The 13,311-nt window shown below is 66.9% G+C and carries 13 protein-coding genes; 4 read left to right on the top strand and 9 right to left on the bottom strand.

Annotated features, from left to right (window positions below; all coding sequences use genetic code 11):
- Positions 1-4: 4 nt before the first annotated feature.
- On the top strand, positions 5-1,243 hold the full coding sequence (locus ABD810_RS19530; RefSeq protein ID WP_344941879.1) for a GNAT family N-acetyltransferase: 1,239 nt from the start codon (positions 5-7) through the stop codon (positions 1,241-1,243).
- Here the strand turns inward: ABD810_RS19530 and ABD810_RS19525 are convergent.
- A complete protein-coding gene (locus ABD810_RS19525) occupies positions 1,240-3,336 on the bottom strand; it encodes a PEP/pyruvate-binding domain-containing protein (protein WP_344941876.1) in 2,097 nt (698 codons plus the stop codon). The two genes, ABD810_RS19530 and ABD810_RS19525, sit on opposite strands and share 4 nt — an antisense overlap.
- Positions 3,333-3,503, bottom strand: a complete 171-nt coding sequence (locus ABD810_RS19520; RefSeq protein WP_344941873.1) for a hypothetical protein — start codon at positions 3,501-3,503, stop codon at positions 3,333-3,335. The genes ABD810_RS19525 and ABD810_RS19520 overlap by 4 nt, the downstream gene beginning before the upstream one ends.
- An 86-nt stretch (positions 3,504-3,589) precedes the next feature.
- On the opposite strand from ABD810_RS19520, the gene ABD810_RS19515 reads away from it, so the two are divergent.
- The 3 genes from ABD810_RS19515 to ABD810_RS19505 all read left to right on the top strand — a co-directional run bounded on the left by ABD810_RS19515 (position 3,590) and on the right by ABD810_RS19505 (position 5,460).
- Positions 3,590-3,928, top strand: a complete 339-nt coding sequence (locus ABD810_RS19515) for a PadR family transcriptional regulator (protein WP_344941870.1) — start codon at positions 3,590-3,592, stop codon at positions 3,926-3,928.
- Complete coding sequence (locus ABD810_RS19510) at positions 3,910-4,488, top strand: hypothetical protein (RefSeq protein WP_344941867.1); 579 nt, start codon at positions 3,910-3,912, stop codon at positions 4,486-4,488. Before ABD810_RS19515 ends, ABD810_RS19510 begins: the two co-directional genes overlap by 19 nt.
- Positions 4,489-5,103: 615 nt before the next feature.
- The gene (locus ABD810_RS19505; protein ID WP_344941865.1) at positions 5,104-5,460 is read left to right on the top strand and encodes an alpha/beta hydrolase; all 357 of its coding nucleotides are present in this window, start codon (positions 5,104-5,106) and stop codon (positions 5,458-5,460) included.
- Between the two features lie 14 nt (positions 5,461-5,474).
- On the opposite strand, the gene ABD810_RS19500 is transcribed toward ABD810_RS19505, so the two are convergent.
- The 7 genes from ABD810_RS19500 to ABD810_RS19470 all read right to left on the bottom strand — a co-directional run bounded on the left by ABD810_RS19500 (position 5,475) and on the right by ABD810_RS19470 (position 13,255).
- A complete protein-coding gene (locus ABD810_RS19500; protein ID WP_344941862.1) occupies positions 5,475-6,212 on the bottom strand; it encodes a fibronectin type III domain-containing protein in 738 nt (245 codons plus the stop codon).
- Between the two features lie 93 nt (positions 6,213-6,305).
- Positions 6,306-6,917, bottom strand: coding sequence for a hypothetical protein (locus ABD810_RS19495; RefSeq protein WP_344941859.1), 612 nt, complete (start codon positions 6,915-6,917; stop codon positions 6,306-6,308).
- Positions 6,918-7,161: 244 nt separating this feature from the next.
- The gene (locus ABD810_RS19490; protein WP_344941856.1) at positions 7,162-8,343 is read right to left on the bottom strand and encodes a carbohydrate-binding protein; all 1,182 of its coding nucleotides are present in this window, start codon (positions 8,341-8,343) and stop codon (positions 7,162-7,164) included.
- 317 nt (positions 8,344-8,660) lie between these two features.
- A complete protein-coding gene (locus ABD810_RS19485) occupies positions 8,661-9,581 on the bottom strand; it encodes a carbohydrate ABC transporter permease (protein ID WP_344941853.1) in 921 nt (306 codons plus the stop codon).
- Positions 9,582-9,591: 10 nt separating this feature from the next.
- The gene (locus ABD810_RS19480) at positions 9,592-10,509 is read right to left on the bottom strand and encodes a carbohydrate ABC transporter permease (protein WP_344941849.1); all 918 of its coding nucleotides are present in this window, start codon (positions 10,507-10,509) and stop codon (positions 9,592-9,594) included.
- Entirely contained in the window at positions 10,506-11,957 is a 1,452-nt protein-coding gene (locus ABD810_RS19475) for an ABC transporter substrate-binding protein (protein ID WP_344941846.1), read from the bottom strand. The genes ABD810_RS19480 and ABD810_RS19475 overlap by 4 nt, the downstream gene beginning before the upstream one ends.
- A 14-nt stretch (positions 11,958-11,971) precedes the next feature.
- Positions 11,972-13,255, bottom strand: a complete 1,284-nt coding sequence (locus ABD810_RS19470) for an alpha-L-fucosidase (protein WP_344941843.1) — start codon at positions 13,253-13,255, stop codon at positions 11,972-11,974.
- Positions 13,256-13,311 lie beyond the last annotated feature (56 nt).

The raw sequence follows: 13,311 nt of genomic DNA, 5'->3' as shown, positions 1-13,311 counted from the left end.
CGCTATGGCGCATGAAGAGATCATCGACCACTACTCGGCACTGGCCCGGGCCGCGGCGGCCGGGCGGGTGGTCGCGGACTGCGGGCCGGACGCCTTCCAGGAGGGCTGCTTCGGCGCGGCCGGCTACGACGACATTCATGCTCTGCCTGACGGTGCGGTGCGGGCCAGCCTGGGGTGCGGCAACCCCGTGGCGATCGCCGAGTTGCGCACCGGCCAGACAGTGCTCGATCTGGGCTCGGGCGGCGGCATCGACGTGCTGCTGTCGGCCCGCCGGGTCGGCCCGCACGGCACGGCGTACGGGCTGGACGCCAGCGTCGACATGCTGGAGCTGGCCCGGCGCAACGCCGCGCGGGCCGGCGTGACCAACGCCGAGTTCCTGCACGGCCGGATCGAGCGGGTGCCGCTGCCGGACCGGTCGGTGGACGTGGTCATCTCCAACTGCGTGATCAACCTGTCCGGCGACAAGGCGGCGGTGCTGGCCGAGGCGTTCCGAGTGCTGCGGCCGGGCGGCCGGTTCGGGGTCAGCGACGTGGTGGTCGACGGAGCGATCGATCCGGCCGCTCGTGCGGCGGCTGAGGAGCGCATCGGCTGCGTGGCCGGGGCGCTGCCGGTGGCCGAGTACCGCGAGCTGCTGGCGGCGGCCGGGTTCGTCAGTGTGCGAATCACGCTGACCGCCGGCCACGGCGACGGCGTGCACTCGGCGATCGTCCAGGCCGCCAAGCCCGCCGCCGCGCCAGGGGTGGAGATCCGGCCGATGCGCGAGAGCGACGCCGATCAGGTGCTGGCCATCTACCAGGCCGGGCTGGACACCGGCCAGGCCGGCTTCGAGACCACCGCGCCGAGCTGGAAAGGCTTCGACGCTGCCAGGCTCACGTACCTGCGCTATGTGGCCGCCGATACTTCGACCGGCCAGGTCCTCGGATGGGTCGCGGGTGTCCCGGTGTCCGCCAGACCGGTGTATGCCGGGGTGATCGAGCACAGCGTCTACGTCCACCCGCGCTGTCAGGCTCAGGGCATCGGCCGTGGTCTGCTCTCGACGTTCATCGCCGGCAGTGAGGACGCGGGCGTCTGGACGATTCAGTCCGGCATCTTCCCGGAGAACACGGCCAGCCTGGCCCTGCACCAGTCCCTTGGCTTCCATGTGGTGGGCACTCGCGAGCGCATCGGTTGCCATTTCGGCATCTGGCGGGATGTGCTGATGATCGAGCGTCGCAGCTTTGCGGCCGGTACAGGTGAGGTCTAGGACGGCGTTTCCACCCACCCCCGGGTGCCATCGACGATGACGTACTGGCCGTCGTGCAGCCGTACGGTCGCGTCGCCCGTGGCGACGACGGCGGGGATGCCGTATTCGCGGGCGATCAGCGAGGCGTGAGCGGCTAGTGTGCCGCCGTCGGTCACCACGGCGGCGACCCGTGCGAACAGTGGTGTCCAGGCGGGGGCCGTGGTCCTGGCCACGAGGACGTCCCCGGGCTGGACGCGATCGGCGTCGCTGAGGTCGTGCACGATGCAGGCGGGCCCGCCGGCTCGTCCCGGGCTTGCGGGCTGGCCGGTGAGTGCGCCGTGCCGCGTCAGGCCCAGGGTGTGCTCCAGATGGCGGCCGATCAGGGGCGGGGGTGAGCCGATGGACAGGGGAGCCGCCAGTCTGCGCTGCTGTTGCCATGCCGTACGGCGCTGCTTGGCGCGTCCGGACGGCGGCCGGTGCAGCTCGACCCGCGTCAGGAAGAAGACGTCATCGGGTGTGTCGATGCCGCCGGACTCGGCCAGGCGGCGGCCGATGCGCAGAACGCAGGCTCGTAGGAGCGGCCAGCCTAGCGTGAGGTCGCGGGCCTGCCGTTCGCGGACGGCGGTGTAGTGGCGGGTGGTCTGCAGGAGGGCGGTGAAGCGGGTCAGGGCCGGAGGCCGGAGCCGTTCACGGCAGATGTGCTCGGCTTCGGCGCGCAGACGGGCCGCCTCTTGGCGTGGCGCTGGTTCTTCGACTGTGGCGGCCTGAAGTTCTCCCGCAGTGGGGTGGTACCAGTCAATGCTGTGCACCGCGTGGGAGGGAGCGGTGTGAGTGAGTTCCGTCAGCCCGGTCAGCAGGGATGGGGCGTTGATGTCGGCAAGGTCGTGATCTCCTAGGAAGCGAGTCAGGCAGCTTTCCATTTTCCATGCGGCTCCGCCTAACACGGCCAGATACCAGAGCTGCCGCCCGGCCGCGTGACCGATGGCGTCGATGAGTTCATCGGCGGGTGGCTGGTCGAGCAGTTCCTGGTAGGCGGGTAACTCCCGCTCCAGCCACTGCTCGTGCAGCCGGTCCAGCAGGGCGTTGTGGGCGGCGGCAGGGTCGCGCCCAGGGCGTAACAGGGCGTTGCGCATGAACGGCAGCAGCCGGCCACGCGAGCGGATGAGCGCGCCCGGCAGCTCGCCGAATGCGGGCGTGGGGTGGGTGTAGTACCAGCCGTTGACGATCGCGTACGGGAAGCGCACCGCTGCCCCGGCCGTGTCACGCATGCCCGCGCGAAAGCCCTCGTCGATGCGGGCGAGCAGCCAGTCGGCGAACAGTGGCGTGACCGGATCGGGCAGCCATTCGCCGAGCCGGAAGTTGCGCAGCCACAGGCCCGGCCCTGGCGCCTTCCAGGACACCGGCTCAGGCAGCGCTGTCATGGCGCGCGCCTGCAGCAGCCGCACCTGCCCGGCCTCGATCGCCCACTCGATGTCCTGCGGCGATCCGAACCGCTCCTGGACGCGCCACGCCAGGCGGGCGACGTCCCTGGCCTGCCCCGCGTTCAGCACAGAGGGCGGCTGGTGCGGAGGGTGCACCGTCCACTTGCGACGGACGACCCACTCCTCCCCCGTCACCGCACCAGACACCAGCGGCTCGCCCAGTCCGCGCACGGCCGTGATCACCGTCTCATCGCGGTCGCCACTGAGCGGGTTGGCGGTGAAGGCCACACCGGCGGCCTGTGCGGCGACCATAGGTTGCACCAGCACGGCCACGCCGTCACCGCGCTCGGATACGTGGTAGGCCAAGACTCGTTCCGCGCGGGCTGCCTCACGGCATCGGGCGACGGCGTCGGCGACCTCTGGTGCGGGCACATCGAGACAGGTCTCGTACAGTCCGGCGTAGGATGCACCGGGCAGGTCCTCGGCCACCGCTGAGGATCGCACGGCGAACGGTCCGTCGCCGAGCCCGTCGGCCGCACGGCGCAGCTCGGCCGCGGACGGGGTGGCGTCGGCGGGCACCACGAACCCGTCCGGCACGGGGAATCCCTCGGCGGCCAGCAGGGCTAGGGCGTCGGCCTTGCCGCCGATGCGTTCGCGGCCGAGGCCGGCGGCGGCCGCAAGATTGATGATCACGATGTGTGGCCCCTCGTCTTGATCGCGTGGACCACGACTCCGCCCTTGCGGGCGGCCATCGCCGAGGCTCCGCAGTTCACACATGTCAGCCCGGCCGCGACATGGACGGCCAGTGCCAGGAGGAACACCGGCCCGGCGTCCGGGACCGGGGCGTCGAGGACGTCCACAACACCTCCATAGGTTGTATTGCTACCTATTGCGACGCTACTCCGGCCATTGCCGCGAGGGAAGACACGATATAGCGTTACTACCTATGAGAGCGGAAGCGCTCAAAGGGCACCTCGACGGGCTGCTGCTGGCCGCGCTGGAAGACGGTCCCCGGCACGGCTACGCGGTCAAGGAAGCGCTGCGCGAGACCACCGAAGGCCGCATCGACCTACCCACCGGAACCGTCTACCCGGCGCTGCACCGGCTGGAGCGCGCCGGGCTGATCGCGGGCAGCTGGTCGGTCGTCGGCGGGAGGCGCCGCCGCACCTACGAGCTCACCGCCACCGGCCGTTCAGCGCTCAGCCGGGAGCGCACCGGCTGGCAGGAGTTTGCCACCGCGGTCACCGCGGCCTTGGGGACACGGCCATGGCCGGCCACGAGCTGATTTCCGCCCAGCTCGACATCCTGGGCGCGCGACTGCCGGCGCAGGCGGTCGATGAACTGGCCGACGGGCTGCGTGAGTCGTACGAGCATCACCTGAGCCGGCACCGTGACCCCGAGGCCGCCGCCCGAGCGGCCATTGCCGAGTTCGGCGACGCCGAGACGGTCACCGCCGCGTTCGTCCATGCCTCACCCTGGCGGCGCCTGGCCCTCAAGCTCTTGATCACCGGCCCGATCATGGCCGCCGTCTGGGCGACCGCGCTGCTTTCTGGGCAGGCGTGGGCCTGGCCGGTGCCCCTACCGTTCAAGATCCTCTACGGCCTTGCTCTGGTGGGCGTGGTCGGCCTGCTGGCCACCGCGGTGATGGCCAGGCATGCCTATCGCCGGATGCGCAGGGCCGTCACCGGCGCGGCGTTGGCGCTGATCCTGCTCGACCTGCTCATGGTGACGGCGGTGCTCACCGTGTCACCAGGGTCGCTGTGGCCCATCGCCGTAGCGGTGCCGGCCAGCCTGCTCCGGGTTCTTTCCGTGGCGCGCACGCTGCCTGCGGCGATGGCGGCCTAGCCGTCGGCGGTCAGGGGATCGGCCGGCGCTACGCCGACCGCACTGTGACCCGGGAACAGATCATGCACCACGTTCGGCACGCGTGGGCGGGCACCACCGCCACCAACACGATCGCCGTTCATGTCAAGCGACTGCGAGCCATTCCGGACTTCTCCTGAGATGGGGTTCTACAAATATGGCTACGTGAGCCTGCCGGCGATCAGTTGGAGGCAGGGCGGCCGATCCTAGTGGTCCTCTGCCTACGGCGGTTCATATAGTGCCCATCCCTGCAGGGATGGTGAATCCTCCAAAGCCCGCTGACACAAACGGACGGCAGCGGCTTGCGCTTCGGTCGGGTTCGTCGTTCGGTGGAACAACGTAAGCTCGATCCCATTTGGAATCGGTTTTGAGTGAACGTGTTCTAAACGATCGGCTGGGATCGACATGGCCCAGAGAATGTCGTTCGCAATCTCAGGTTGAAGCCAAGACCGAGTGGCCGACTCGGTAGCGATGAGTGTCAGCGTGGCCATATGCATCAAATCATGTTCAACGTTCGCATGTGCAATCCGGCTGGCAGTGAACGCTCGGAATAGTATCGTCATCATGCCGTTGCCGGAAGCGCACGGCAGGGGGTAAATGCCAATCGGCGGGGCCGGCGCCGTGGCGGCCATGGTCGAAGACCGACGCGTACGCGCCGGAGTCGACATGGACGGCACCACCTACGCCCGGATCCCCAAGAGCGGCCTCGCCCGGCCGTTCATGTTCCTGGGTTCGAAGGACCATGTCCCGGGCGGCCGCGACAACTCGTGGGACCGTGACTGGAAGCTGCTGACCGGGTGGAAGCGCTGGCTCGTGCTGCCGGACGCCGAACACCAGTCCTTCACCGACATCCCGCTGGTGGCAGACGTCATCGGCATCGAACCTCTCCCTGGCATGCTGCCCGCGGCCCGTGGCGCGGAGCTCACCCGCACCTACGTGGCCGCCTTCTCCTGACAATGGCCGTGGGGTCAGCCGCCCGGCGGGATGGTGCCGGTCGTCTGGCCGGCAAGGTTGGATGGCTTTCCGTAGTAGAAGGCGCGAACCCGGAAGGAGGCCTTCTTCTCGTTCGGCAGAGTGATCAGACCGAATGAGTTGATATTCGGACCGAGGACCGCGATCACGCCGAAATCAGCGCTTCCTTCCGGTCTGTCTTCTAGGAGGTATCCCTCTTCGTCTGCGGCATGATCGGTCCACCTGAATCTGACGCCGTTCGCGTGCATGACGGCGGCCTTCAGGCCCGTTGGTACTGCGTCGGCACTCGCCATCCGGATCGCGTGCTTCGCGATCGGCCCGCCAGGGATCGAGCGGGGAGCCGCCCACGCGTGATCGTCTTTTGTGGCCGAGCCCATGGGTCCTTCCGGCAAGGTGATCTCGATGGGGCGTGAGGCCGGTCCGTAGAAGGGCCGGACGCGATAGTGGAACGACGTTTCCGGCATGAGGTCAGGGTGCGTGAACGTCGTCTGGTGGGGCGGCAGGAACTGCAGGATCGTGTATCTGCCATGCGGTTCCGTCGCGAACTCCACGATATGACCGGCAGCATCCGGTTCCCCGCCCTGCCACTCCAATGTGATGTCGGTCGCCGAGATCAAGGTGGCGGAGAGCCGGATCGACGTCTCTGGAGCGACGGCCTGTCTCGGTGGCGGAGTCGCACAACCCGCCAGCCCGGCCACAAGAAGTAACGTCAGGAAAGGAATCCTCGTGGTCACTTTCAGCCTCGCGGTGGGAATTGACGTGCGACCGTCCCGGTGGGTCATGGCCGCGGCCGGGACAGCCGCACAGGGACGGTACGAGGTTTCTCCTTACTTGCGCCAGAACCGGATGTCGCTCCACTCGACCGTGGCCGGCCCCTTGCCGCTCGACGTCCGGTAGGCGCCGAGTTTGTCGTAGAAGCCACCGCTGTCGCTGGAGACCGTGTGCTTCAAGGAGCCGTTGATATAGGTCCGGTGAGTACGGCCGACCTCGTGGACCGTGTTGACGCGGACTTCGGTGCCGATGGTCGCGCCGGTGGCGATGGTCGTGCCTCCGTTCACGGCATAGAGCCGGCCGCCCCGCTCGACGGCGAGCATGAAGTACGCGCCCGACTGGTCCTTGAAGGTTTGCTTCAGGCTGACCCGGGTGCCGCCCAGACTGATGATCTTGAAGTAGCCCTCGAACTGGCGGATGCCGCTGGTATACGTCACATACCTCCGCTCGGCGCGCTGATCACCGTCGTCGTCGGAGCAGGTGAGCTTGAACGTGAGGTCGCTGACGTCCCCGCAGCCCCGTTCCTGCACGTTGAAGCTGGGCGAGTACGACGTCCAGGGGCCGGACTCGACTGGGTCCGCGGCGGCGGGAAGCGCTGCGAGCACAACGAGCAGCGGTCCGGCGACGAGTACGCCCGCACGTAATCGCGCCTGGTTTGGAGATCGCATGGATCCTCCTTGTCCTTTAGTAAGGGTTCTTAACTAATGCTGATTCATAGGATCACTTGCAACAATTTCTGTCAAGGAGAGTAAGAAATGTCGGTAGACACGGCGCAGCCACCACAGAACACCTGGGACGGCCCAGACGGCCAGAGACCTCCGACCACTTCCACTCGGCACGCTTCAATCAGCCCATAGCGGCGTTCCCGTACGGCCCCGCGCCACATGACGTGGGCCGTACGGGAGGAGGACGTCAGCCGACGGTGATCCGGTCGAGGTCGGGCGCGTTCGCCCCGGAGTTGAGGAGCCTGACGCTGTTGGCGCCCGCGTTGAGCTGGACGGAGATCGTCCTGGTCACCGGCGTGTTCCAGTCGGTGCCGGTCAATGACACCTCGGTAGGAGTGCCGCCGTTGACGCTGACGAAGAAGGACCGCGTACCGCTCACCAGCCCGTGTACGGTCAGCTGCCTGGTGCCCGCGGCGCTCGCCTGGACGCCCCCGATCGTGACGTGATTGCCGGAACCGCCGCCGATCCAGCCAACCTTGGTCCCGCCCGAGCACCCTGTACAGCTCGTCGTGCGGGCGGTGCCGGCGAAGGTGCCCGACTCGGCCTCGTACGACGCCGCTCCAGGGTTGCCGCCGCCGCCGTCGTCGCCGGTCAGTTGCCAGGCGCGCAGGTTCCTGACCAGCAGGTAGGTGTTCTGCAGTCCGGAGCTGTTGATGCTGCGGTAGATGCCCCACTTGGGGCGCAGGTAGTCGATATCACGCCACAGGTCGGTGCCGTTCAGCTGCTTGTCGATCAGCGTGGTGGCGCCGTCCTTCAGCGTCCAGCGGAGGTAGCCGCTGTCGGACGCCTTGAATTCGAAGGTGGTCTCGACCCATTTGCCCTGGATGGGGGTGAGGTTGACGGCACCGACCTCATGGGTGTCTTCCGCTTCGTCCCAGTAGCGGACGTTCAGCCGCTGGACCCCGCCCTGGATGGGCAGCGACATCGTGTACAACGGCGCGCCCGAGCCCGGGATCTTCATCTGGGCGATGTGGCTGAAGCCGGTGGTGGAGTCGAGCGAGGTGGGGATGTACATCTGGTAGCTGATTCGCCAGGTCTGGTTCTCGAGAATTTCGAGATTCGAGCCCGTGCCGGTGCGCATGCCCTTCGACTCGTTGCGCTGGCGGTCCGAGCCGTCCCGGTCCTGAAGGTGCATGTCAAAGCGGTAGGCGTCGCCCGACGTGTAAATGTGGGTGGCCTCGGGATGGGAGTCGGCCCGGTCGTCCTCCAGACCTTCGAAGGCCTGGCTCGGGCTCTGGCTTGCCGGGCTGGGGCTCCACCTGAGCGTCCAGACCGGTGCCGCCGAGGCGGATCCGGCGGCCGGGGCGACGGTGAGTAAGAGCGCGAGCGCGGCCAGCGCGCCCGTCGAGCGGAGACGGTACCTGGACATGGAACTTCTCCTCGGGGGGTGAGGGAGGCGCTCCGGTCGGGGCCCAGTGCCTCCGATGCGATGCGAAGCAGGTGCCAACGCCGAGACATCGGAGGATTGGAAACCTTGCAAGCGCGCACAACCACTACAAATCCTAGAGTGCGCCAGGTTTCTATTCAATTCTTGACGAAGTTAATTCTCGAAACCTCGCGTGACCGCATGCATGGGTCCGCCGAGTCATCGGACCTTTCTCGCTAGGGCATCCCCTGCGCACGAAGGAGGCTTCCCGGCCCGGCCGTACTCACCGCGACGGCACCATGCCCTGATGCCCCTGCCTGCTATCTGCCGGCGATTCCGGTCAGCGTGACCCCCCGGATGAACGTCTTCTGCGCGATGAAGAACAGCACGAGGATGGGCAGCATCGAGATGATCGAAACGGCCATCATCTGGTTGTACTGGGTGGCGTACTGCCCGGAGAACATGGAGAGGCCCAGCGGGATCGTGAACTTCTCCGTCGTCCGCAGATAGATGATCGGTTCGAGGAGCTGGTTCCAGTTGCCCACGAAGGAGAAGAGCATGATGGCCGCGATCGCCGGCTTGGAGAGCGGCAACATGATCTTCCACAGGATGCGCAGTTCTGAGGCGCCGTCAATGCGGGCCGCGTCGATCAGCTCCTGCGGGATGGTGGTGAAGAACTGGCGGAGCAGGAATATGTACAGCGCCACGCCGAAGAACTCGGGGACGATCAGCGGCAGGTAGCTGTCCACCCAGCCGAGCTTCGCGAACATGACGTACTTCGGCACCAGCGTGATCTCGCGGGGAATCATCATCGTGGCGAGCATCAGGGCGAACAGCACACCTGCGGCACGTGCCCGCATCCTCGCGAAGGCGTAGGCGGGCAGCACACAGGAGACCAGGTTGCCCGCCATCGACAAGGCGGTGATCAGCACGCTGTTGATCAGGAAGCTGTTGAACGGCAGGTTTCCCGTCCAGCCTCGGACATAGTTCTCGAAGTTAAAGGAATCAGGGAAGAACTCCGGCGGGAACGCGAGGTTCTCCGCGTCGGACTTGAGCGATGTGGTGACCATCCAGAGGAAGGGCAGCACGAAGACCGCGGTGCCGGCGACGAGCAGGACGTACGCGCCGGCGCGGCGCACCTTCCTGATGCGCTCGGCCTGCTCGAACGTGACGGTCCCGCCCCGGCGCGGGCGGGGCGCGGAAGGAGCGGTCCCGCCCTCTCGTGGAGTCTCGACAAGCATCGCGGGCCTCTCACTTGAACTCGTAGTGCACCCAGCGCCGGGCCAGCCGGAACTGGATCAGGGTGACGGCGATCACGATGAGGAACATCGCCCAGGAAAGGGCGGCGGCGTAACCCATGTCGAAATACGTGAACGCGTGCCGGTAGATGTAGAGCCCGAGCACCATCGTGGCGTTGGCAGGTCCGCCCTCGGTCATGATGAGGATCAGCACGTACGCCTGCAGGCTGGCGATGAACCCGGTGACCACGTTGAAGAAGATGACCGGAGACATCATCGGCACGGTGACGTTCCAGAACCTGCGCCACCAGCCGGCCCCATCGATCTCCGCCGCTTCGTACAGCGTCTTGGGAATGCCCTGCAGCCCGGCCAGGTAGATGATGATGGTGTTGCCCGCGCCCCACACGCTCATCAGGATCAGCGCGGGCATCGCCCACTCCATCGTGCCGAGCCAGCCGGGCCCCTGGACGCCGATCAGGGCGAGCAGCTTGTTGATCAAACCGTAGTCTGGGTGCAGGATGTTCAGCCACAGCAGTGCGGTGGCGACTCCGGACACCACCGAGGGCAGGTACATCACCGTGCGGAACAGACCCTGGAAGCGCAGCGGCTGGTTCAGCAGCAGCGCGAGCAGGAAGGTGAAGACCACGCCGAGCGCCACCGAGCCGGCCCCGAAGTAGAAGGTGTTGACGATCGACTCCCAGAACTCCGGATCCGCGATCATCTTCTGGTAGTTGGCGAGCCCCACCCATGTCGGATCCCGCAGCAGGTTCCAATGGGTGAAGCTCATCAGGATCGAGGCGACGATCGGCACGCCGCTGAAGAGCACGAAGCCGATCGCCCACGGCGAGACGAACACGTAGAAGCGTCGCGCCTCACGGCGGGCCGGCGTCGTCTGGCCGCGCCGCGAGAAGGCCGTGGCCGGCATGCTCATGAGATCCTGTTCTCCGCGAGGATCGGGGTCACCTTGTCGGTCAGTTCCCGGAGTGCCGACCGCAGGTCCGACTTGCCGATCAGGGTGCGCTCCCAAATCGGCTTGGCGGTCTCGACGACCTTCTTGCTGGCGGGCAGTTTCATCACGCCCTCGCTGGAGGCGTACTCCTTCATCGCGGTCTGGCAGGCCTCGATGACGTCCTTGGGGATGCCGAGCGCCTCGGCGTTCGGCAGCCAGGCCGACTGGCGGGCGGGGGCGCTGATCCGGCGGAACTGCTGTCCGGTCGAGGACAGGTACTCATTGAGGTAGATCCAGGCGGCTTCCTTGTGCTGCGACCCGGCCGACATGGCGAGGGCGCTGCCGATGGCCGGGGTGAAGCGGCCCTCGGGCCCCTTGGGGGTGTGGGTCGCCCCCCATTCGAAGGCGTCCTGTTTGGCGAGCTCGGTCATGATCCAGGCACCGTTGATCGTCATCGCCGCCTTGCCGATCTTGAACGGCTCGACCTTCTCCAGCACCTGGTTCAGCTCCGCGATGCTCGGCATCGATTCGTCCTTGTGCAGGGCGTCGAGCCACATGCCCAGGACCTTCTGCGCGGCGGGTTCCCCGAGGAGGACCTGGGACTCGTCGGCGTTGAGGAACCGCCCGCCGTACTGCATGAGACCGCGAGCGGAGATGTCCGCCTCCAGCAGCAGCATCGGGGTGAAGCCGTAGATCTTGCTTGCGCCGGAGCCGCTGGTGAGCTTCGCGGCCGCCGCCAGCATCTGCTCAACCGTCCACGAGTCGTCCGGATAGTCCATTTTCGCCGTGTCGAAGATGGACTTGTTGTAGAAAAGCATCTTCGGCGCCAGGTCGGTGGGCAGGCCGTACAGCTTGCCGTCACGCTCGAAGTAGCCGAGCGCGTTCGCCGGAAGGTCCTCCTTGTCGAACGAGGGCGTCCGCGCGACGTACTCGTCCAGGGGTTGGAAGACGTCGTTGGCGATGAAGTTCTGCGCCCAGCTGTAATGGGTGTACATGACGTCGGGCAGCCCGCCGCCGGCCGCCTGGGCCATGTACTTGGTGAGGTACTGGTCGAACGGCGAGGTCTCCCGCCGTATCTCGATGTTCGGGTGGCGCTGCTTGAAGAAGAAGTCGAACTGGGCGTTGCGCACCTCGGCGACGACGTCCGCGGTGATCGCCACGCTGAGCGCGACCTTCGAGGCCGGGTCGGGCACGTCGGTCTTGGGCCAGGTCAGCGAGTTGTTGAGGGTTTCCGCCTCGTCGAACGGCCAGGTGTCGTTGCCCGGCCGGTTCGCGTCGAGCGCCGGCACACCCGACTTCACCGGGCCGGTCACCTGCGACTGGGGTCGCTGACGGGTGTCGCCGCCGCACGCGGTGAGCATCGGGACCGCGGCCGCCGTCATCGTGATCGCGGCGAGCAGATCGCGCCGCGACATCGCGTTCATGTCCATGGGGGGTGCCCCTTTCAAAGGAAGATCTCGATGACCGGTACGGCCACGTCCGGGCGCCGCACGGGAAGCTGGAGCGTGAGCGTTTCCTCGGGGAGCGCGCCGAGCTTGGTGTGACCGCTGTCCACCGAGGGATCCGGGACCAGCGTGCGGATCTCGGAGGCGTCGTTCAGCAGTTGCGCGTAACGCACCCTGCCTGCGAGTCCCGGCAGGTGCAGGTGCTTGTACGGCCAGGCGAACAGGTGGACGTACAACCGGTCGCCCTTCTGCGTGTACCGGCAGTCGGGCGGAGCCTCGAATGACGCCGGCCCCGCGCCATGGATCGACCGGCCGTGCAGCCGCATCCAGTCGCCGATGCCCCGCAACGTTGCGAGCGCCCGGGGTTCGAACACGCCACGGCCGTCGGGCCCGACGTTCAGCAGCATGTTGCCGTCCTTGGAGACGGCGTCGACGAGCATCCGGACGAGCAGGTCCACGGGCTTCCAGTCGAGGTTGTCGCGGTCGTAGCCCCAGCTCCCGTTGAGCGTCTGGCAGGCCTCCCACGCCGCGTCGACCGGGCCGGGCGGCTGGAACTGCTCGGGTGTGCGGAAGTCGCCGGGTATCCCCAGCCGGTCGTTGATCAGGATGCCCGGCTGGAGCCTGCGGACGAGCGCGGCGAGTTTCTCCGACCGCCAGTCGGCGGCACCCTTCCCGCCTGGCGTGAGCGCTCCGTTCCGCTTTCTCGTGGAGTAGGAGAAGTCAAACCACATCGTGTCGATCTGGCCGTATCGGGTGAGCAGTTCTTCCACCTGCCCGTGGAGATATGCCTGATATTTCGTGATGTCGCGGCCCTCGTTGGAGACCCCGGACGCGTAGGCCGGGTGCAACCCGTCGACGGGGAACATCGGGTGGTGCCAGTCGATCAGCGAATGGTAGAAGCCCACCCCCAGACCCTTGAGCCGGAACGCCGCCACGATCGGGCCGACCAGATCCTTGCCGTACGGCGTGTGTGCGACGGAATAGTCGGTCAGCGACGAGTCCCACAGGCAGAACCCGTCGTGGTGCTTGGTGGTCAGCACCATGTAGCGCATGCCCGCCCCGGCCGCGGCGTCGGCCCACGCCTCCGGGTCGAACAGATCTGGATCGAAGTGGTCGAAGTATCGCTGGTAGTGCTCGTCGGTGAGAAGTTCGCGCTGCTTGACCCACTCGTGCCGGGCGGCGAGCGCGTACAGGCCCCAGTGGATGAACAGTCCGAATCGTTGGTCTCTAAACTCAGCGAGCCGGGCTGTAGAGGTCCGATGACTGTGTAGTCCATGAGGCATGGCCGTACCGTAGACGCGGTAATTAACTTCGTCAAGAATTGAATAACAACCGGTTT

The sequence above is a fragment of the Sphaerisporangium flaviroseum genome (genome assembly GCF_039537005.1).
Classification (GTDB): Bacteria; Actinomycetota; Actinomycetes; order Streptosporangiales; family Streptosporangiaceae; genus Sphaerisporangium; species Sphaerisporangium flaviroseum.
Note: the sequence above shows the minus strand (reverse complement) of the source record. Positions and strands in the feature narration are given on the sequence as shown.